13 protein-coding genes and 2 pseudogenes are annotated in these 21,090 nt (G+C 44.4%); 3 read left to right on the top strand and 12 right to left on the bottom strand.

Annotated elements, in window-relative coordinates; translation table 11 throughout:
• Nucleotides 1-22: 22 nt before the first annotated feature.
• The 5 genes from BWI96_RS07575 to surE form a co-directional block, all read right to left on the bottom strand.
• The gene (locus tag BWI96_RS07575; RefSeq protein WP_106636060.1) at nucleotides 23-1,291 is read right to left on the bottom strand and encodes a Gfo/Idh/MocA family oxidoreductase; all 1,269 of its coding nucleotides are present in this window, start codon (nucleotides 1,289-1,291) and stop codon (nucleotides 23-25) included.
• Nucleotides 1,292-1,361: 70 nt separating this feature from the next.
• Nucleotides 1,362-2,819 carry a replication initiation protein gene (locus BWI96_RS07580; protein ID WP_157830255.1) on the bottom strand — a complete coding sequence of 486 codons (1,458 nt, stop codon included), beginning with the start codon at nucleotides 2,817-2,819 and terminating at the stop codon, nucleotides 1,362-1,364.
• Nucleotides 2,820-5,659: 2,840 nt separating this feature from the next.
• Nucleotides 5,660-6,511 (bottom strand): hypothetical protein, encoded by an 852-nt coding sequence (locus BWI96_RS07585; protein ID WP_106636062.1) that lies wholly within the window; start codon nucleotides 6,509-6,511, stop codon nucleotides 5,660-5,662.
• A gap of 1 nt (nucleotide 6,512) precedes the next feature.
• On the bottom strand, nucleotides 6,513-7,457 hold the full coding sequence (locus BWI96_RS07590) for a ParA family protein (protein WP_106636063.1): 945 nt from the start codon (nucleotides 7,455-7,457) through the stop codon (nucleotides 6,513-6,515).
• Nucleotides 7,458-7,866: 409 nt separating this feature from the next.
• Nucleotides 7,867-8,601 carry a 5'/3'-nucleotidase SurE gene (gene surE / locus BWI96_RS07595; RefSeq protein WP_106636064.1) on the bottom strand — a complete coding sequence of 245 codons (735 nt, stop codon included), beginning with the start codon at nucleotides 8,599-8,601 and terminating at the stop codon, nucleotides 7,867-7,869.
• 204 nt (nucleotides 8,602-8,805) lie between these two features.
• Here surE and BWI96_RS07600 point away from each other — a divergent pair, with 204 nt between their 5' ends.
• On the top strand, nucleotides 8,806-9,708 hold the full coding sequence (locus BWI96_RS07600) for a diacylglycerol kinase family protein (protein ID WP_106636065.1): 903 nt from the start codon (nucleotides 8,806-8,808) through the stop codon (nucleotides 9,706-9,708).
• Nucleotides 9,709-9,753: 45 nt separating this feature from the next.
• On the opposite strand, the gene BWI96_RS07605 is transcribed toward BWI96_RS07600, so the two are convergent.
• The 3 genes and pseudogenes from BWI96_RS07605 to BWI96_RS07615 form a co-directional block, all read right to left on the bottom strand.
• Nucleotides 9,754-10,785, bottom strand: coding sequence for a cytochrome d ubiquinol oxidase subunit II (locus BWI96_RS07605; RefSeq protein WP_106636066.1), 1,032 nt, complete (start codon nucleotides 10,783-10,785; stop codon nucleotides 9,754-9,756).
• A gap of 51 nt (nucleotides 10,786-10,836) precedes the next feature.
• Nucleotides 10,837-12,179 (bottom strand): annotated as a pseudogene (locus BWI96_RS07610) (cytochrome ubiquinol oxidase subunit I).
• Between the two features lie 74 nt (nucleotides 12,180-12,253).
• Nucleotides 12,254-12,958 (bottom strand): DUF421 domain-containing protein, encoded by a 705-nt coding sequence (locus BWI96_RS07615; protein ID WP_106636067.1) that lies wholly within the window; start codon nucleotides 12,956-12,958, stop codon nucleotides 12,254-12,256.
• Between the two features lie 147 nt (nucleotides 12,959-13,105).
• Here BWI96_RS07615 and BWI96_RS07620 point away from each other — a divergent pair.
• Nucleotides 13,106-14,319: pseudogene (locus BWI96_RS07620) on the top strand (TCR/Tet family MFS transporter).
• Here BWI96_RS07620 and BWI96_RS07625 read toward each other — a convergent pair.
• Complete coding sequence (locus BWI96_RS07625; RefSeq protein WP_106636068.1) at nucleotides 14,320-16,665, bottom strand: response regulator; 2,346 nt, start codon at nucleotides 16,663-16,665, stop codon at nucleotides 14,320-14,322.
• 703 nt (nucleotides 16,666-17,368) lie between these two features.
• On the opposite strand from BWI96_RS07625, the gene BWI96_RS07630 reads away from it, so the two are divergent.
• Nucleotides 17,369-18,079 (top strand): hypothetical protein, encoded by a 711-nt coding sequence (locus BWI96_RS07630; protein ID WP_106636069.1) that lies wholly within the window; start codon nucleotides 17,369-17,371, stop codon nucleotides 18,077-18,079.
• Nucleotides 18,080-18,237: 158 nt separating this feature from the next.
• Here BWI96_RS07630 and BWI96_RS07635 read toward each other — a convergent pair whose 3' ends face one another.
• The 3 genes from BWI96_RS07635 to BWI96_RS07645 are packed head-to-tail and all read right to left on the bottom strand — an operon-like array spanning nucleotide 18,238 to nucleotide 20,916.
• Entirely contained in the window at nucleotides 18,238-19,569 is a 1,332-nt protein-coding gene (locus BWI96_RS07635) for a HAMP domain-containing sensor histidine kinase (RefSeq protein ID WP_198555176.1), read from the bottom strand.
• A 4-nt stretch (nucleotides 19,570-19,573) separates the two neighbouring features.
• Nucleotides 19,574-20,257 carry a response regulator transcription factor gene (locus tag BWI96_RS07640; RefSeq protein ID WP_106636071.1) on the bottom strand — a complete coding sequence of 228 codons (684 nt, stop codon included), beginning with the start codon at nucleotides 20,255-20,257 and terminating at the stop codon, nucleotides 19,574-19,576.
• Nucleotides 20,257-20,916, bottom strand: coding sequence for a hypothetical protein (locus BWI96_RS07645; RefSeq protein ID WP_157830256.1), 660 nt, complete (start codon nucleotides 20,914-20,916; stop codon nucleotides 20,257-20,259). Before BWI96_RS07645 ends, BWI96_RS07640 begins: the two co-directional genes overlap by 1 nt.
• Between the last annotated feature and the right edge of the window lie 174 nt (nucleotides 20,917-21,090).

Raw genomic sequence — 21,090 nt, forward strand, 5'->3', positions numbered from 1 at the left:
AGAGCGATTTACGAACGAACATCTATGAACCCATAACCCAGGGTGCCCGCATGGGCTGATCCATGAGGCGGTTAGCGGCTTCATCATCAATAAATTCCTGACGATCAGGATCGAATTTGAGTGAACGTCCCAACCGTAAAGCCACAATGCCCATGTTAATTAGCGTACAGGATCGATAGCCATTCTGTTCGTTCAGGGCAAAAGGTTTGCGTTCCCGAACCGACTCCAGAAAATCCGTTACCTGTGGGGACGGGTCTGGAAAGGCGTCCAGCTTTTTCTTCAAATCAGGAATATCTGATTTGAATTCGGGATACAATTTCCCCTTCGGTCCTTCGATGTAGGGAATTCCTTCGTCCTTCCCTTCTCCATCAAGAATAATTTTACAGCCATCCGCATACGTGTATTCAATTCTTCGCCAGGTACCTACAGCCTCGGGATGCTGCTGAGGAGCATCAATTTCGACGCTAATTGGGCTTTCGTTATCTTTTCCCAGAAAATACTGAATTGGGTCCAGGTAATGCTGGCCCATATCGCCCAGCCCTCCCCCATCGTAATCCCAATACCCGCGAAAGGTTCCATGCACCCGGTGAGCATTGTAAGGCTTATAGGGTGCCGGGCCAAGCCAAGCATTATAATCCAATTCGCTGGGGACGGGTTGCTTTTCCAGATTGGTTTTACCCACCCAGTAAAATTTCCAGTCAAACCCCGTGTGTTTACTAACAGTAACTTTTAACGGCCAACCGAGTAATCCACTTTCAACCAGTTTTTTAATGGGACGCACGGTAGTTTTCATCCCGTAAAATGTGGATTCGAACCGAAACCAGGTATTCAGGCGAAACATACGACCGTATTGTTCCACGGCTTCCTTCACCCGTTTGCCTTCGCCAATGGTTCGGGTCATGGGTTTTTCACACCAGATGTCTTTCCCGGCTCTTGCGGCATCTATAGCCATCAGGCCATGCCAGTGCGGCGGCGTAGCAATATGAACAATATCGACTTCGGGTAACTGAATCAGTTCCCGGTAATCTTTGAACGTTTTAATTCCCGCTCCACCGGCCAATTCTAGCCCTTGTTTCAGGTGGGTTTCATCCACATCGCAAAGAGCAACTACGCGAGTACCTGCGTAAGGAATATGCCCTCTCCCCATTCCTCCCAAACCGATAATTCCTTTTGTTAACTGATCACTCGGAGCCAGAAACCCCTTGCCCAAAACGTGACGGGGAACAATACTAAACAATGACAATGCAGCCGCAGACTTGATGAAACTCCGGCGTGTTTGCAAAGTAGTCATAGAGGTCAAGGTTTGTTACAAAAACGCATACGAGCTGGTAAGGTAATGAAATGTACTTCCTGATAAAAATTCAGGCAGATAGTTTGATTTCCATTTCCTTTAGCCTGGGTAAATATTTCTTTTCGAGAACGCTCAGTTCATCCTGACAATAGGTACGGGCTAACTCCCAAACGGCGGTGGCAAACAGCATTTTTTCCTTGTAGTTCTGCTCATCCGTCATTTTAGGATCGTACGAAAACGGAACCGTCTTTTTGGCTTGCTGAAACAATTCCATCCGTAAACCCGGTCGAATGGATAAGAAGTCGCGAATGAGTTCATACTGCTTTTCGTACCATTGACTTTTCAGGCGATCCAGCTCATCCTGAATCGCTTTCCGGTCTAGTTGAGGAGCTTGAGTAACCGTCTTAGGTGCCTCTGCCCCACCGAATAAGGGCGGAGACAGAATGAGCGTATTCAGATACCCTCCAATATTCTGAATGGACGAGTTTTTCTTTCGGGTCTGTTTCAGCGTGGTTTGAATGCTGGTACGAATGTGTTCAATTGATGACTTACTCAGCCACTGCAAAACGGTCTGATCCGAAACGTAGTTTTTGACCAATGCGTAGATTTCGTCGAAATACGGTACCTGAGGAACTTCTTCAGCGTATGGAATCTCCTCTGGTTCTTCGACTTTGGTCGGTTTGCTGATTTTCAGAAAAGGCTTACCTGGCGACTGGCTTGCGTCGTTTTTAGTGATGTTATAAAAACGAATCGCGACTACCGCATTAGATTTCAGTTTAACGGGTAACTCGTAAGGATAATTTTTGGCCTGTACCCCTTCGTATTCAAACCGAATATCGGTGTACTTACGCAGGTCTTCCTTCGCCTTCTCCAGCACCCGATCCCGAAAGTGACCGTAGAGTTTATATTCTTCTTCCATGCCCAGCATGGCTTTCAACTCCTGCAATTCAATGGTTCTCTCCCCTAGTTTCTCGTACTGCTTGAGTAGCTCATAAATCCGAACGGTATAAGGGCTGGACAAATCGAGAATGTTTGCCATTTCGTATACAAGATACCGTTCTTTCAGCTCAATCAGAAAAGGTTTTAAATCAGGGTGAAAGGATACCTTCAGATAAACCCGGTCGTCGTCGAATCGTTTTGACTGCACAATTTTCCGATGCACATCGTCAGGCGTTTTAATACCCCCAATGATGGGTGTTTCCAGCGTTTCGTACACGCCTTCTGTTTTTACTTTGAGTTTGATGATTTTACTCATCAATCCCCTAGCCCCTTCTTTCAGGTCATCATAGGTTCGTCCATCCTTGCGAAGGCCGAAATCCTGAATAATGTCCCGAAAGAATATTTTATACTCCTTGAAGTCGCTATCTTCCCAATCAATCATGGAAATCATTTTGGCAAACACACGGGTTTCCCAAATCGTAAATTTGTAATGAGCTTCCACCAGAGCGTTAGATTTACGAATCAGAACGACGGTGTTGTTTCGCTTTTTCTTACGGACATTTTTACGAGTAACAGGCTTTTTATCCACTTCCAGACGCGATTAAAGGACTTACATCAGAGGTTTAGGGAAGCGATCTCAATAAGTATCACAGATTCCACGTCTGCAAGGTAATAAACTTGCGTGATTTTTGTGATACTTATTCGTGCATTTTGTGATAGATGCACGTGCATTTTGTGATACTTAGACGTGGAATCTGTGATAGTTCATCCCAAAATGTGTTCATAACACATTGATAATGAATGATTTACAAACTGTTTTTTTAAGGGAAATATATATAAATAATATATAAAAAACAGTCAAACAGAAATTGATGATGATTTTTTGAATTTTTTGAAGGGTTTTTAAAAGTGAAATGAAGAAAAAAGTAAATGTTGAAATGAAGCTTATGATTGGAAAATAGAATGGAAGTGTTTTTGTGATACTTCAATATTCAGGTTCCGGGCACGTGCAAATTGTGATAGTTTCGAACTTAATGTATGTAAACTATTTATAATCAGTACTTTTAATAGGTATTTACAAGATGACAATCGTACAATAGCTATCTCGCATCCTACAAACTATCACAATTTGTGAGTGTCCTCTACCAAACTTTCCCACGTGGTTTTAGTGATAGACTTGCTGGGGTCTCCTATCCATCTTATTAACTATCACAATTTGTTAGAGATAATCATCTGTAAATCAATGGAATGACTCATATGGTTTAGATTGTAGGAAGTTTATAGAGAGTTAACTATCACAAATTGTGAATTCTGTACGGAAGGCAGTGGCGGATAGTGAATGAAATACTAGGAACAAAAACTATCACAATATGTTAGCAGTAATATCTTTAGAATGAGGAAGTTAAGGCCTAATGATAATACATGATGAATAAGGGCTTTGTTACTTTTCTTTTTACTCAAACTATCACACATTGTTTTTTTAATGTATTGAATATTAGATAGTTAACTAACATTCATGTTAACGATCTTGATCAGTTTTAGTGAAAATAGCACGCTTGAAGTTTCTAATTCATTTGTCACAAATTGTGATAGTTGCTCTATTTCTTAGCCTTACTCCCTGTTTACCAGCTAATGAGTAATGTTTTGTTTTTCAGGATGCTTTCTAAGATTATACCTGCTCCTCAATCCTAACGGTTTATCTTCCAGACATTCAATAGTCAGCTTTGAAAGGCTTACAAATTTTACTCACAATTTGTGATAGTTCGCCTACCTCCTACTCGCTTCGGAACAACAGTTATTGAATCAATTAATTATTAGGAGAGTTATTAACCTGATGGGAAGACTCATGAATAGAAAGAGAAGACGAAACTTATCTATCACAAATTGCCCTCAATAATTAGGGAGAGTCACCAACGAAAAAGTAATTAATTTACTTATTTAAGTATATGAGTAAGATTGTGTTTTTTATCTGAATTATATTATAAAAAATGCCTTACGGCTTTGTCCTATTTATACTAATAACTCAACTCAGATTTAACCTGATGTTTGTACTTGAAATGAAAGTGATGGGCACTAGCTATTTGATCTATAACTCAATTCATAGCGGCTTAACCTTGAGTCACCGATGTACTAAGGAAGACTTACCTTTTGTATGGACATCGTTCCCATAAACTAACATAGGAGCCTTTGTAAGTTTTCGCTGGTGCTCGTTGTAGGAGGCTTACCTTATCTACTATTCAGCAAAGGATGAGCTTCATCATTAGTCCAATTAGTCTGGGGCGGCAACTGGTGACAAACGCATACCAACCAAGTGAATGGTCCATCATTCTTGCCATTGACTAATTGTATGCATACTGATAAGGTTGCTTTCAATCCTGAGTTAATCACCGCTCTACTTATCAATAATTTTTGAAAGATTTAAAAAATCAGTCACTGCTCTTATCCAACCAAAGGGACACGCTGTCCCTTTGGTTTTGTGTTTTTCAAAATTATGAACGGTTATCTAAAATTTATACTTGCAGAAGCCAGCTCCGAATCATGGCTTCTGAAACCTTCACGGATAGAGAATGGCAAAGTAGGTAAGCTTCATTTTAGATCGCAGACTTGAGAGCCTAACGGCAGATGGGAACGTGCCGTTAGATAGGGACGAGATGGAATCTCGCAACAGCTGGTCGTAATTCGTCTCTACGCTTTCAAAACCAAAATTTGTGTTAAACTGCGTTTACAATTTTACAGATTCGTAAATAGAAAATCGTAGTTACTCGGCTAGAACCGATCGACTGCGGGAAACCAAGCGAAGAAGCTGAGGGCCTTTTGTGGCTTTACTTGGTGTAGGGAAAATTTTTCGTTGGTGCATGTTGCTTCCCCGGATTACATCCGGGGCTATCCAGCCTGGGGCTATCCGTGTTTAACCCCTCCAGGGTTATTTGTCATAAGACGATTTGAATAACAACTCCAGCGGGGTTCAATATCAATAGCCCCGGATGTAATCCGGGAACACGATTGCGGGCGGTTAGCTCTGCGTTATAAACTAAATTTTCCAACTATCATCTCTAACCTGGTAAAAAACCTTCTGTAGAAGGGGACGACGCTACGAGTTAGTAAAGTTTCTGCATAACCCAAGACGTTCCCAAAGGGAAGGAGGCTCTGGTTGCTCGATCAGATGGAAACGCTGTTTTTAACGGTAGTTCACAGAATGAACCAATGAATGAAAAGACAAAGGGACAATGTGTCACTTTGTGTCTACTGAGCCTATGACACAAAAGGAACAGACAGTTTCTTTGATCACATAGAGAAGCAAATAATCGATACAAAAACCAAAGTGACAGCTTGTCACTTTGTCTTAGAATAAGCTAATAAAAAAAGCAAAGTGACAGGCTGTCACTTTGCTTTTGGAGACTAAGATGTGAAAACCAAAGTGACAAGCTGTCACTTTGGTTGGAGTAAATTTTGGAATTGCTGAATGCGTTGAACCAAAGTCTCGCAAATTTCTTTAGTTAAAGGACCAGAAGCTAAAGTCTTGATTTCCAATTGTAATTGTCGACGTTCCGTCACATCTTCTGAAAAAGGAGATGCGGAAATGGCGTTCTGAACCTCTTCAGGTGTATTGAATAATTGTTTCGTTTTAACCTTTGAAATCGCATTAATACTAGCTTTGGGAAGCTTCTGTTTACCCGAAAGAATATCGCTTTTAAACTCAGTCGTAAGCTTTTCCAGGCCTGCTGCAAAGTCTCCGTCCCGCTTGATGGTTCGGCTGCTCACGCCATATTCCTTCCCGAGATTAACCGAAATATTTTCCTGCTCGGGGGAATATTGATTACCTCCCCGTACATTTTTCTGCTGTAAATACCGAAGTCCACGCAGGTAAGAAGCCTGCTCAGGAGTCAGATTACGACGGCCCAATTGGTGGTCAATCATGTAATCCTTCACCTCAGCCATAGACCCGAAATGAACCAGATTAATCCGAAAATCCAGGTGATGAGTCTGAACAATGGAGAAACGGTTATGGCCGTCAATCAGAATATAAACGGGCAATGACTGTTCGTCAATCCCGGCAATGGAAGTAGTCGTTTCCCAAATCGTCACCGGGTCCTTTACGCCATGTTTCAGAATGTTCTGTTCGAGCTGCTGAAGCTCGTCGGGCGTAAGGGGTGGAATCAGCTCTTTTAATTCCTGCAGAATCGTGATCTGACTTTTAATATGTTCTTCGGAAGACAAAATGGAAGGTTTCAGATTCGTCGTCTTTTCCTTCATTAAATTCATGAAGTCTTTTTTAGCCATATTAAAGAGCGATTAGTTCAGTTGCCAGCTTATCATACTGTTGCCAGGAAACCGATTTGGGTGAATATGTATATAGGTCTTCTTTCGCCACCTGCGACTGCTTAATGACGGTTGAGACTTCAATAATGGAGTTATAGATTGGGAAGTTTTTGTAATTCTCCCGAATATGAGACATCATGCTCTTGTGCACACTCTGGTTTTTATGAACCATGGTAAACACGATGCCTTTTACCGTAAGCGTAGGATTGATGTAGGTTCGAATTTCAGCGATTCGGTTAAATAAACTCTCTACGCCGTGATACGCACTGGCTTCGGGCTGAATAGGAACGACACAGGAAGTAGAAGCAACCAACGAACAGGTAGTGCAGATACCGAGGCTGGGAGGGCAGTCAATCAGAATATAGTCGAAATGCTCACGGACTTCTTCCAGTTTTAACGCCAAACGCCGATCCGCCCCAATGGCATTCGCCAGTTCTGACTCTTTATACGCCATGCGTATATCAGAAGGCGTTAGATATAAGGTATCTGTAATTGGGATGAGTGGTAGGGGGGAGTTATGCAACAGAGCATCGATGATTTGCTCCTGTGGATCGTGCACACCGAAACACTGGGATAGGTTACCCTGTGAATCCATATCAATAAGTAACACCCGATTGCCGAGCAAACTCAGAGCTTTGCCAAGGTTAATAACCGTTGTCGTTTTCCCGACACCACCTTTGTGATTGACGATGGAAATAACCTGAGCTTTATTAACCTGATCGTCGGAATAACCGTATTTCCGCAGAGCTGTATCCAAGGCCTGTAAATGTTTAGCTGGAATATCGTTCTGTTCAGAAAGAGCTTTGTGAAGAGTTTTTGAAGGAATTCCCGCTTCTTTTTCGATTTGGGATAAATTCAAAGCGGGTTTAGATTTTAAAAACCGGATCGCTTTTTCAGGCGTAAGCATAGGCTTTAAGGATAAAATTTTCTCTATGACAAATATAGAAAGAACTTTTTTTATCCAAAATTATAGAGCCTTTCAATTGATTTATTTGAAACAATAGATCCTGCATTAGTGAGGAATCTATGAAAAAGAAGATTTCAATTTTACTGTGAATGACAGAATCGGAAGTATAACGGCAGGTAGAAACCTGCCGTTATACTTCCGATTCTGTCATCTCGAACGAAGGAAGAGACCTTCTATTGGAATGGGAAGGGGCTAGCTTAGTGAAGTTACCGCCTGCCCCCAAAAGTCATAAGATTCTTCGCTCTGAATGACAGTTTTTGAGATATAAACGAACGCCCTCAGGAGTTCCTTCCTGCGTTCGGGAAACCAGCCTATCAACGACCGCTTAAATGTTTACGGATTCTAAATTTTAAACACTGGTATTAGATACGCGGAGCAAAGCTTGTTCGTCAGTCAGATCCAGTCGCAACGGAGTTATCGAAACCAGGTTATTTTCAACTGCCCAACGATCGGTGCCTTCTTCGGCAGGTTCCAGCGGAGATACCGTAAACCAGTAATGTTTACGGCCCATAGGGTCAACCCCCGGAACCACATGGCCATCGTATTGGCGAACGGATTGCCGCGTCCAAACCAAATCCGTAGGGTTAGGGGGGAAGTTGATGTTAATAAGATTCGATAGGTTGTCTTCTAATGCCAGGGCAATGGCTTTTTCAACAAAAGGAGCCAGAGCATCAAAATCCGGGTCAGCATTACCTACGGGTGTACTGAGGGCAATGCCTTTCAGGCCAAACAAAGCCGCTTGTTTCGCTGCTGCCAGTGTTCCCGAGTGCCACATGGAGTTACCCAGGTTAGGACCCATATTAATACCCGAGAGAATTACATCCACGTCCGCGTACAGGTGCGTGCCCAGAGCGACACAGTCGGCAGGGGTGCCGTTAACCCGGTGAGCAGAGATATTTTCACCGAAAGAATTCGTTGATTTTTTTATAGTTAAGGGTCGCGAATGCGTAACGGCATGACCCATCGAAGACTGTTCAACATCAGGAGCAACGACGTATACTTCGCCAAATTTGGTAGCGATTCGGGCTAGAGCCGCAATGCCTGGACTATAAATCCCGTCGTCATTAGTGACTAAAATTCGCATAACAGTAATGATTAGTGAGTTTTGAATGCAGTAGGATTGCATGCAAGAAAACCAGGGCAGGGGAGAAGTGAGTAGATTTGAGGAGCCTTTTCTACTTCTTTTTAACGAATACAGATATTTCAGAGATTGTTTTCAAATGGTTCATTAGCTATTAATGGCTTTACCTAAAGAATCAGTACTCAGCACCACTATATACTTCAGACGATGACTCTGGCTATAAAAACTATAAAACTCATTCACAATCCGTCCGCAGGGGAAGAGGAGCATTCGGAAAGGCAACTAATCCAAACGATCGAAAACGAAGGCTATCATTGTGAGTACTCTTCGGCCAAAGATGAAGACTGGCCCCAACATCTGCCCTCTGCAACCGATCTATTGGTGGTAGCCGGAGGCGACGGCACTGTTCGAAGCGTGGCTAAAGAATTGGTATTAAACGGAAGCGTTCCCACCTCTATTCCTTTTACGGTGTTACCACTCGGTACTGCTAACAACATTGCAAAAACGCTGGGAGCAATGGAAGATACCAAAGACCTTATCAAATCCTGGAAAGAAAAAGTCCCGCAAAGTTTTGATGTGGGGTTTATCAGGGGGTTAGCGGAAGAACATTTCTTCATTGAAGCCTTTGGCTGTGGACTATTTCCGCGATTGATGCAGGTAATGAAAACGGTAGAAAAACCGGAGAAGCCGGAAGAAGAACTCAATTTTGCCTTGACCGTTTTGTATGAATTAATCATGACAGCCGAAGCCCGGGATTGTCAGTTGCAGGTGGATGGTCAGGATTATTCCGGAAAATATATCCTTCTGGAAATCATGAATATCAAATCTATTGGCCCCAATCTGGCCTTGGCTCCTTATTCAGAATTTGGCGATGGATGGTTTGAGCTGATTCGTATCAGTGAAGAAGAAAAAGAAGCGTTCGGAAAATACATCCTGAGTTTATGCGATGGTTCAGAAAAAACATTTCCTTTTCCAGCCATTAAAGGACGTCATTTCAGGATTCGCTGGGATGGGCCACACGTACACGCCGATGATGAGATCCTGGAAAATGTTCCAGAAGTAACGCTAGCGATAGAGAATCAGAAAGGTTACCTGAACGTATTAGCCTAAAAAAGGCGAACTCTCCGAAAGAGTTCGCCTTTTTTACTAATGAGCCTAGACATCTCCGTACACTGTGGAATCTTCTCTATCTTTATTTTGAAAACTATACATGAGATAAATCAGAAATGGCAGGATGAATAGACTTCCCAATACTAAAGCCCAACCTAGAGCAACAATGGTTTTGTCGTCACCCTTATGCTCTAAGAGCGACAGGTAACCTCCTTTTTTGAGTAAAATGATATTAGGGAAATGCTGATAGGTCGCCACAAAGAGAATCATCATTACCTGAAACCCAGCTAATATTCGAAGGATATTATTAAATCCTTTACGGGCAAAAAACCAGAGTGTCATGACTGAAATGGTTGCCGCTGCTACGCCCAGGATTCCCCAAATCTCTCCGAATACCCATTGAATCAGAGGAATGTTCTCCCAATAAGCGGCGGTAAACACAATAACTCCACAAGCAACGGCGGCCCAGTTCATCATCCAGGCCTTCGCCATAAAACGCTGCCGCTCTTCTGTTGTTTCGGTTTCTCCAATTAAATAAATCGAGGCCAGATAGCCGCAAATGGCTACGGTAAACAGCCCGACAGCCACCGGAAAAGGGTGAAGCCAACTGAAAATGTAAGCGTCCAGAAAAGAATTAGCATTCGGGTCGATATGACGTGAAACGCTGCTCCCGGCAATAATACCCAGAAATAGAGGAGTAATGAGGCTGGAAACGGCGAAAATTCGATTATAAATATGCTGCATATCATCCACTACGGCGTCGTAATGCCGAAAGGTGAAAGCCGTCCCCCGGGCAATAATTCCTAATAGCATGATGGTTAATGGAATGTGCAGATTAACCGACATGGTGGTGTAAATGGCCGGGAAGCCCACGAATAAAATCACAATGGCAATGATGAGCCACATGTGATTAGCCTCCCAAATAGGACCGATGGCCCGGTACAAGATCTTACGGGTTTGGGTTCGGTTTTTGGAAGAGGTAAATAACTCAATAATCCCAGCTCCAAAATCAGCTCCGCCTAGTAATAAATAGAGTAAGATAGCTGCCCACAAAAAAACAATCACGACGTATAACATAACCGACAGTATTAATAGGAGAATGTTGGATTTAGTTACTAATCAGCTAGTTTAATGAGCTTCTTTAATACCCGTGGGGAGATCGTACAGCGTATCAACCATTTTAATCTGCCGGTAGAGCATGAATAAGGTAACCAAAGCCAGCGAGACGTAAACGCCCGTAAAGAGATAGAAGGAATAGGCAATGCCAGGCATAGGGGTAACGGCATCGGCGGTTCGCATCACTCCGTGAATAATCCAGGGTTGGCGGCCCACTTCCGTAACTGTCCATCCGGCTTCTACGGCGATGAAACCAATGGGCGTAGCCCAGGCAAACAGCTTGAGTAACCAGTTGCGTTTCAGCCAGTCTTTTTTGATGAACAGAGCCGTTCCGAAAAGCAAGGCAATCAACATCATGACCATTCCTAGACCTACCATGATTTGAAAGGCATAATGTGTGATGCCAATGGGAGGCTGATCCTGAAGCGGAATCTGATCCAATCCTTTTACTTCGGCATCCACATCACCATGGGCCATAAAACTGAGTAATCCTGGAATTTTTACTGCATAATCAACTTTCTGGTTTTCAGGGTCGGGAATGCCACCTACGATGAGTGATGCTCTTTTTTCGGTTTTAAAATGAGACTCCATTGCTGCCAGCTTGGCCGGTTGACGTTTGGCGACGTCTTTCGCTGAAAAATCTCCACTTAAAGGCTGAAGAAGAGCAGCTACGCACCCAAAAATGGCGGCTATCTGGAAGGACTGGCGATGAAACAAAACGTTTTTCTTACGAAGAATCATCAAGCATGAACGCCAGCCACTGCAAAACCCGTCGCTGCAAAGGCGGCCAGACACATATGCAGGGCTTGTGAAAACCAGGCTGCATTGAACATGGCTTTGATCGGATCGATGTTCAGGTATTGGCCATTGACGTAATCAAAACCCGCTGGACTGTTCATCCAGGCGTTCGCTGAAACGACTAAAATTCCTGATAATAGCCCACTGATGCCTACGATAACCCCCGTAATCCAGTGAAACCAAGGGTTAAATCGACCCCAGCCGTACAGGAAAAAGCCCAGAGCGATGGCTTCAATGAAAAAGGCAGTTCCCTCCAGCGAGAAGGGCATCCCGAAAATGGGCCCGGCGTGCTTCATGAACGTAGGCCAGAGTAAGCCTAACTCGAAGGATAAGACCGTACCAGAAACCGCACCTACGGCAAAGAAAATGGCTACTCCTTTACTCCAGGCTCGGGTAATATTTTGGTAAACTATATGGTGGGTCTGGAGCCAGAGGTAATGCGAAACGGCCATAAAAAAAGGCATGACCATGCCAATACAGGAGAAAACAATATGAAAGCCCAGCGATAGGGCCATTTGGGAACGGGCGGCGATGAAATCATCCATAGGCGTAGTCATTCACTAATTCATACTCGATTTTTGGAGAAATATAAGGGATCGGGAAGAGGTTATGAAAATAAATAAGGATAGTATTACTTAATCCGGCGATTGTTCAAAGCGGCTACCCAGGTGGTACGATTACATTTAGGGCAAACGTGCAGACTATCTTGAGGCGTTAACTCTTTTACGTTTCCGCAGAACGTACAGGCATAAGTGCCAATTCGGGGAATGCTTTGCGTTCTTTGGTTGAATATCTCGGGCAATAGCGGCAGCCCGGGTTTTACTTCGTCTTCTTCAAAGAAAAAGATACTTACCTGTCCATTGGTTTCAATGTACGCTCGGCGGACCTGACCCAAATGTTCGATACTGTTCACCCGTAGTTCCATGAAGAATTCATCCTGACCCAAATCTTCCTTGTCAAAACTATCAATGGTAAACTGTCCATTTTCTACAATCAGAAGAGCTTCCCCTTCAATAATCTTCTCCATCTTGATGGACTTAGCTGCCAGTCGGGTAAGACCTCGGTAGACGAGAATAACGACGCTAAAAACAATTAATGCGGGCAGTATACCTACATCGTGATAAAACATCGGATCACCCGCGGCGGAACCCAGCCCGACAATCAGCACGAGTTCCATAATGGAAAGTTGTCGAACGGCCCGCTTACCCGTAGCCCGCATACTGACGAAAATAACGATAAACATGAGAAGCGTCCGAATGGTCACTTCCAGTAAAAACTGACCCGGTAAATCACCTAGTAATATGCGGGCCCAATCGTTAATTTCATAGTCGTTCATGGTACTGTTAATACCCTTGCTGATGACTAAATGTTTAGGAAAGTTACTGAATTCCCCTCATTATGAAATATAAATGTCGAGTAATGACGGATTCGCTTAAAATTCGGTTTTGACCCGTATTTTTGAAGGCTTGTAAATATTCTAATTATGGCTAAGCCTTCTTCTGCCTTAATCTTCATTTTTCTAACCTTACTGATTGATGTAACGGGTTTAGGGATTATTATTCCGGTTTTTCCGAAATTAATTGAAGAACTCATTCACGGGGATATTAGCCAGGCCTCGCTCTATAGCGGCTGGCTTACGTTTGCCTATGCGATCATGCAATTTATGTTCGCTCCGATTTTGGGTAACCTGAGTGACCGATTTGGCAGACGTCCGATATTACTGGCCTCATTAATTGGTTTCGGACTGGATTATATTCTTCAGGGGTTTGCTCCAACCATTACCTGGCTGTTCATAGGAAGAATTCTGGCGGGCGTAACCGGAGCCAGTTTTACCACGGCCAGTGCATTCATTGCTGACGTAAGCACACCCGAAAACAGAGCTCAGAATTTCGGATTGGTAGGGGCCGCTTTCGGAGCAGGATTTATTCTCGGACCCGCCATTGGAGCTTTTCTGGGAGATTTTGGTACCAGAGTTCCGTTTTTTGTTGCCGCCGGATTTTCATTACTGAATGCACTGTACGGCTTTTTCGTACTGCCTGAATCTTTGAAACCTGAAAATCGGCGATCCTTCGACTGGAAACGGGCTAACCCCGTAGGCTCTTTAGTCCAGCTTCGCAAATACCCGATTATTGTTAGTTTAACAGCTTCGCTGGTTTGTATTTACATTGCCGGACATTCCACACAAAGCACCTGGACGTTTTACACCATCGAGAAATTTAACTGGTCCGAACGCTGGATTGGCCTTTCGCTTTCCTGTGTGGGCCTCTGCATGGGGCTAGTTCAGGGAATATTAACCCGTGTGATCATCCCCAAGCTGGGTACCCGAAATTCCGTTTTTGTCGGAATGGGGTTTTATGTAATCGGCTTTATTTGTTTTGCTTTTGCCAGTCAGGGTTGGATGATGCTGGCTTTTACCGTTCCCTATGCCCTTGGGGGCATTTCAGGTCCGGCACTGCAGGGGATTATTTCCGGGCAGGTTCCTCCTAACGAGCAGGGCGAATTACAGGGAGCCTTGACCAGCCTGATGAGTGCGACTTCTATCGTAGGGCCGCCATTCATGACGAGCCTTTTTTCGCACTTTACCAACCCGGAGCAGCCACTCACTTCCCCGGAGCACCCTTTCTTGCTGGAGCTTTACTGGCACTATTAAGTATGTTCTTTGCGGCCCGCACGTTTCGTCGTCTTCCTGAAGAATAATCAGGAACGAACTTTAACGTGACTTTGAATAACCTGTAATAAGGTTTCGGGTTTGAAGGGCTTTATTACTATGTCGTTCATTCCCGAGATTTTGACTTTATCCTCGATTTCAGGAATCAGATTAGCCGTTAGAGCGATGACGGGAATGGTATATCCTCGCTGACGGATGTGACGGGTAGCTTCGTATCCATCCATGATGGGCATTTGTAAATCCATCAATACTAGCGAGGGTAACTTCTCTTCCATTTTGTCCAGGGCTTGTTGTCCGTCGGATGCCGTTTCTACCTGGGCTCCCCAGCGTTTCAGAATTCCCCGGGCTGCCAGAATATTCATGGGCTGATCGTCTACCAACAGAATGTGAAGGCCCAGCAATGGCTGAACAGGCGTTTCCACCACCTGGGTTTCCACGACGCTAATCGGATCTCCTTTCCTGAGCCATTGGATGTAAAAAAATTGAGAGCCTTCTCCCGGAGTGCTAATGAGTTGTAATTCAACAGACTGTAACTCCAGAATATGCTTGCAGATGGCTAAACCAAGCCCGGTTCCACCAAAGCTACGAGTCATCGAAGAATCTGCCTGGGTAAATCGCTCAAAAATAAGTTTCTGTTTAGCGGGATCAATGCCAATGCCCGTATCCGTAACCGAAAACTTTAGTTGAACGTCGGTATCCGTTTCACTCATCATTTCTATTCCGAGTGTTACGCTGCCTTTCTGAGTGAATTTCAGGGCGTTATGGGTCAGGTTATTCAGAACCTGTGTCGTACGGGTAGGATCGCCCAAGAGCAGATTTTTTAGCTTAGGGTCAATGGAAGTCGTTAGAGTGTTCTGTTTTTCCTGAGCGTAGGTCTGGTAACTGGCAATGCAGTTGCGGGCAATGAGGGTGGCGTCAAACGGAATGCTTTCAAACGTAACCTTTCCGGCTTCAATTTTATTGAAATCCAGAATGTCATTAATGATGTTCAGCAGATTATTGGCTGAAAACAACATCACATCCAGGTGCTGCTTCTGGTCGCTTCGGGGTTGATCGCCCAGTAACAAATACGTCATACCAATTACCGAGTTGAGGGGCGTTCGGATTTCGTGACTCATCGTACTGAGGAACTCACTTTTGGCTTTTAAACCTTCTTCTGCCTGCGATTTCGCCTGTTTTAAGGCAAAGGCAAACCGGAAAGAAAGGATCAAGGACTGCAAAAAGAAAAAAGCTATATAGCCTACAAACAACAGAAACTTTTTAGGGGTAATGATTCCGAAATAATGTAAATTAATGATTACAAAAACCACGAGTAGAATTCCGGTACTCATCAAGGCATAATTAGCTCCCGGACGCTGGTTTCTGGCTGCCTTCAGGTAGATATAAATCGCATAACCTACGTACAGAAACGTCAGAAGTAAGAATTGATTGATGAGCTGAGTGAAGATGACAGGAGACAGAATCAATACTCCAAGGCCCATTGCTAGACAAATACCTCTCATAGCTTTCATTACGGGATGATACACGTCTTCAGGATACAAACGGCGGGTGTATTCGACGAAAGCAGCGATGGATAAATATAGCGTCAGGTATTCCATATGAATGGAAAAACTCCAGCTCAGATTAGGGAAAAGGGTATGCAGGACATGTAAGTCAGAACCCACGATTCGGTAGCTGTAAAAAATGCTGAACAGGGCAAAATACAGAATGGCTTTATCATGTTTGCCGAAACCAAAAAGCCCCAGGAAAAATAGTCCGCCCATGAAAAGGCAGCCTGCCAATACGAAATCCAGAGCTTTATCCTTTTCAAAAGAAGAGACAATCAACTGAGCATCTCCCAGCTCCATTTCTCGATAGGAGCCCCCTTTAGAGTGGTGAAAATTAGCGACTTCCAATAAAATTAGGAGCGAATCCCCCGGAAAATCAGGCAATACCTGAGCCTGGGGCGACCAATAGGGAATGGTAGTTTCTTTCGAAGTTCCTGGTCGGCCACTACTCATCACCACCTGGCCATTTACGGAAATTTGATAAGCAGTATAGCAGTCAGGAATAAATAAAGCTAGTGGCGGTCGTTGGTGGGGGAGTAATACGGTCAATTCGTAGGTGGCATACCCCTGAGCCGGAACGGGTTTGCCTTTCCAGGTACTGTTATTAAAAAGCTTGGGAAAACGAATGGGTTCACTCTCTCCAGCAGGATGCTGTGGAATAAGTAACTGATGCCAGTACCATTTCCACTCTCCTCCCAAGGCAATCTCCTGATTTTTCAAATTGGTTTGGCGAAGATCCAGAATACCCTTACGAGGCTCAGGCAAAGCCCAGGCCGAATGACTCAGCACTAGTAAAATGGAAAGAAAATATAGAAAAGATCGTTTCATTGACAAAAAATGACATTATACATTGGCGGCTGTAAATGCTTGTAAGTCAGTATTTTATAATCTAATCAGATCATCAACAGGCGTATCATGACACATCTATAGGGATTGATAGATATAAATACGTATGACTGTTTTAATCGATCCTGACTATTTACATAGCTCAAACCGACCGGGTGTAGGTAGTGTTTACTTAAGAACTTATACTAAAAACATAGGATGAAAAAAAAAGCGATAGGTAGTAATAAAAAGTTTTAATAAAGCTGAAGATTATTGGGAAGCGGATGAGGAAGATCCTTCCTAACCGTAGTTAGTGGAATGAACCACTAGGGAGTATCATTAAAATAGACCATTGAGATCTTCTTGATGAAATTTAGTAAAGATGAGGGCATTCAAAAAACAATAGGTAATCAGCAGCGGACCTCACGGTCCTGTTACCTGCACTGTTACTTCGTAAAGCTTGATTAAAGCTTATAATATAAATCTATAAACTTAAGGGTTTACCATTTAATATCCAAAGGGTCGTTCTTTATTAGGGGTTACTTTGGAGCTAATACATGCATTTCCACGTTCGAATGCTGAAAATCCGGCAGACTGCGGTTTTAAATAAAGTACATTTTTTGACCTTAAGAAAAATTAATACTTTCCTCAGATCATCCTTAGATGGGTACGGTAGGTTTGCTAGCGTAATCAAATTATTACTGTTATGAAACGCAACAACCAAATCCCATTTCTGCTTTTATTAGTTGGACTAACCGCTACGTTTACTGCCCAGGCACAACCCCCTGTAGGTCCCAGACCCGGCGGCCCTGGTCCAATGGCTCTGGCTGGTCCTCGTCCTCCGCAAACACCCGGCATTGTAGCCCTAACCAATTTGTCGGGTACGATTCAGCAATTTACCGCCAATGACGAATCTATTCTGGATGGATTTACGCTGAATACAGGTTCAAAAACAGTGGCAGTTCGGTTTCCTGCTCACCTGGGTCAGGCTATTCAGGCCGCTGGAAAACCAGGAAGTAAGCTGACCGTAACTGGCGTATCTGAGCTTACCCCCGAAGGGGTAGAGGTTTTCCGTCTGGTGAGTTTAACCAATGGACAAACGGTAGTGAATGATGCCCCACCCGCAGCTCCGGCGGTACTTCCCACGCCAAAGTCGATTAGTGTGAAAGGAAAAGTAATCGATTATCAATTAGACCCACAAGGACAGGCTACTGGACTGAAAATGAGTGACCAGACGCTCGTACGGGTGCCCCCTCACATTGCGTCTCAACTCCTGACGATTGCTCCTAAAGGAAGTACGATTTCGGTGGATGGCTATGTACGCCCGATTGGAGAAGGACAGGTTCAATTAACCAAGCAAACCGTCGTTGAGGCTTCAACAATTACAGTTAACGGACAGTCCTACTTAGTCCGCTAGTAGTAAAACAGTAAAGCTTCTCATTCTTGATAAGATTCATCGGATTCACGTTACAGAACCAACGTGAATCCGATGAATCTTACGTGTATATTATTACTCAGGCTGCTCTCATTCATGAATCAGAGTAGGCTGAAACTCGCTTTTAATTGAAGTTGGCTTTAGCCTTTTTTAAAGGAGATTTCAGCCCGAAACGTATTATCTTTTGCGGCTAGCATGAGGGAGCCCCCCATCAACCGAATAATCTGATGGCTGATCCAGAGACCTAAGCCATAGCCGTCATGTCGGCTATCGACCTGATAAAACTCTCGGGTCAACCGATCAGGATCGGGAATGGGAACATTTGTCAGGTTAGTTATTGACCAGATAATTAGTTCATTGTCAGTAGAAATGCGTAAATCGAGCTGGGTATTGGGTTGGGCGTATTTAACCGCATTGTCCAGTAAATTCAATAATACATTCGTCAACTTATCCAGATCGGCCTGAATGGTGAAGGAGGGGGTGGTATCATCTAAATGAATCGCCAGGTAAAGCTGCCGCTGATTAATGGATGAGTGATACCGCTCCATCAGATGCAGCGTCAGGTCATCCAGTTCAATGGGTTCGTGGCGAAGTTGCAGCGTACCGGCACGCAGTTGGCTCATGGCCAGTAAATCATCTACCAGGCGACTCAATCGACGTAACTCCGATAGTTGACTAGCTAAAAAACGGCGATCCTGATCTTGAGTTGCTTCCCGCTGGGCCACTTCAATTTCAGTACGTAAAATGCTGAGTGGGGTACGTAATTCGTGTGAAGCCGCCGCAAAAAAGTTATGCTGGGTATCGATAGCCTGCCGAATGCGAGCGAGCATATCGTTAATCGTATCAGCTAATTCCTGTAGTTCGTCATTAGAGTTTGGCGTTGGAATGGGGGTAACCTCGTCGGCCAGATTGACGGAACGAGCCGATTTAATGATCGTTTTCAGCGGTTGTAACAGCCAGCCACTCAACCACCAGGCTCCCAGCCCGGATAGGATCATACTCAGTAGTAAAGAACTAATGAGTAACCAGCCAATGGACAGGAGTTGATGAGCCAGGGGCTGGTTGCTGTGCCCAACAACAGTGGTTAGTTTTCCGTAGCCGCCTTCAACGCTTCGAATGTAACGAGCCAGTTGAAACGTATCTGATTGAAAGACAGCCTTACTCCCCAGATTAGGGGCAGAAGCGGGAAATGTCGGAGACTGATAGAGCCGTCTGGCGACTCCCCCGGTGGTGTACCAGAGTGATATAACTTCCCCCCGGTCCGGCAAGGGAATGACCAGCGGGTAGAGAGATGTCCTTTCGGATAGCCGGGTTGCCCGGTCGGTTAAGGACCGATTTTCCTGCTGAATCAATACTTTTTTTACTTCATAGAACACGTAGGTAGCAGCTCCGGCAAATCCCAGGAAAAAAGTAATCCCGAATACCAGACCTATTTTTAATCGAATGCTCCGAACGGGCCTTATCAATGCCATAGATTTAGTTCGTTTCAAGCTTCCCCCGGAGTCGGTATCCAACCCCAACGACCGTTTCGAGTAAAGGAATCGAAAACCCCCGGTCAATCTTTTTGCGAAGCTGGTGCACATGAACTTCCACGACGTTACTACCCCGGTCAAAATCCGACTCCCATACTTTTTCGGTTAACTGTGCCTTCGTGATGACCCGCCCGGCCTGACGCATCAACTGCTCCAGCAATTGATATTCGCGGGGGGTCAAGGCAATCGATTGGCCCGCCCGACTTACCTGCCGACTGGCAAGATCCATCGTCAGATCTTCGACTCTCCACACGGGAAGTCTGCTTCCAGCATGATTACGTTGAACCGTTCGAATGCGAGCTAATAGCTCGTCAAGTTCGAACGGTTTACGCAGGTAATCGACTGCCCCTAGATCCAGTCCTTCAACTACGTGCTTGGACTGATTGAGGGCACTCAGGATCATCACGGGGACTTCAATGCCAAAGGCCCGCAGCGTACGCAGTACATCGAAACCAGTTGTACCGGGTAACATCAGATCTAGCAAAATCAAATCATATCCCCCAACTGCGGCCATTTCCAGACCCGTCGCCGCTGATAAGGCTATGTCTACCGTGTAACCAGCCTGCCGAAGTCCTTTTTGCAGGTGTAGGACTAATTTTTCTTCGTCGTCGATCAGCAATATTTTCATTAAAGTGCAAACGTTTGGCCGTGAATGGTTAAAGAAGTCGGGTGTAGTAAAGGGCGGCCCGTCCGATTAACAAAGCCATCAGACATTCGCTCGAATCCGGTAACTCTCAACCGTTGGGCTCCCACGAGCAGAGCACTAATTTGTTCGGACTGGTGAGGTTTTAATTCGATTAAGTATTTGTTGGTTAGTAAAGCTATTAATCGGCCCTGCTCATCGTGTATTTGCCCTACCAGTGGTCCCTCTGACTGAACCAGCGGCCCTGATTGAGGTAGGGGAGAAGGAAGATCAGAGATCGATAAGGTGGTTTTTAAACGTTGATTTTGCAACCGAATTAAGCGAAAGGCCGGAATAACGGACTGATTCTTCCGTGTGGGTTTAGCTAGAACGGGTCCGGGGTGCGGTGGTCCATTAGGGCTGGGATCAAGATCAACCTTAACCTGTTGTCCGATTGCCGCCTGTCGGCGAATCCGGGCGGCTGTGTGAGGTGGAAAAAATACATCCACTTCACCCCCTTTTGAAGGCTTCAGGCGAAGCCCGTTATAATCACCAATCTGGTTGTATAAGTAGTCAAGTACCCGACCCGAAACGGACGTAACGGTTTGAGCCTCCGCCTCTCCCAGCATGATAAGCAGTAAAAAACAGGGCAGAAAAAATGACACGAATTTCCGGTAGGTATTTATAAGTGGGCGGGGTTGAAAAAACATTTGATGAAGTGTCTTTTATAGAATAGTTAATGAAAGGCTAAATATCGAACGAAAATTAGTGTACCTGGTGAGCTATTCAAAGCTCTGATGACTTGTCAAATCTTCTTTAATGAGATACCTACTATAACT

Origin of the sequence: Siphonobacter sp. SORGH_AS_0500, assembly GCF_002838835.1 — a bacterium.
Classification (GTDB): Bacteria; Bacteroidota; Bacteroidia; order Cytophagales; family Spirosomataceae; genus Siphonobacter.

Bases quoted from the DNA above. Each gene is read 5' to 3' on its own strand.
- BWI96_RS07575 (WP_106636060.1), bottom strand. From the start codon at position 1,291: ATGACTACTTTGCAAACACGCCGGAGTTTCATCAAGTCTGCGGCTGCA.
- BWI96_RS07585 (WP_106636062.1), bottom strand. From the start codon at position 6,511: ATGGCTAAAAAAGACTTCATGAATTTAATGAAGGAAAAGACGACGAAT.
- BWI96_RS07590 (WP_106636063.1), bottom strand. From the start codon at position 7,457: ATGCTTACGCCTGAAAAAGCGATCCGGTTTTTAAAATCTAAACCCGCT.
- surE (WP_106636064.1), bottom strand. From the start codon at position 8,601: ATGCGAATTTTAGTCACTAATGACGACGGGATTTATAGTCCAGGCATT.
- BWI96_RS07600 (WP_106636065.1), top strand. From the start codon at position 8,806: ATGACTCTGGCTATAAAAACTATAAAACTCATTCACAATCCGTCCGCA.
- BWI96_RS07605 (WP_106636066.1), bottom strand. From the start codon at position 10,785: ATGTTATACGTCGTGATTGTTTTTTTGTGGGCAGCTATCTTACTCTAT.
- BWI96_RS07615 (WP_106636067.1), bottom strand. From the start codon at position 12,958: ATGAACGACTATGAAATTAACGATTGGGCCCGCATATTACTAGGTGAT.
- BWI96_RS07625 (WP_106636068.1), bottom strand. From the start codon at position 16,665: ATGAAACGATCTTTTCTATATTTTCTTTCCATTTTACTAGTGCTGAGT.
- BWI96_RS07630 (WP_106636069.1), top strand. From the start codon at position 17,369: ATGAAACGCAACAACCAAATCCCATTTCTGCTTTTATTAGTTGGACTA.
- BWI96_RS07635 (WP_198555176.1), bottom strand. From the start codon at position 19,569: ATGGCATTGATAAGGCCCGTTCGGAGCATTCGATTAAAAATAGGTCTG.
- BWI96_RS07640 (WP_106636071.1), bottom strand. From the start codon at position 20,257: ATGAAAATATTGCTGATCGACGACGAAGAAAAATTAGTCCTACACCTG.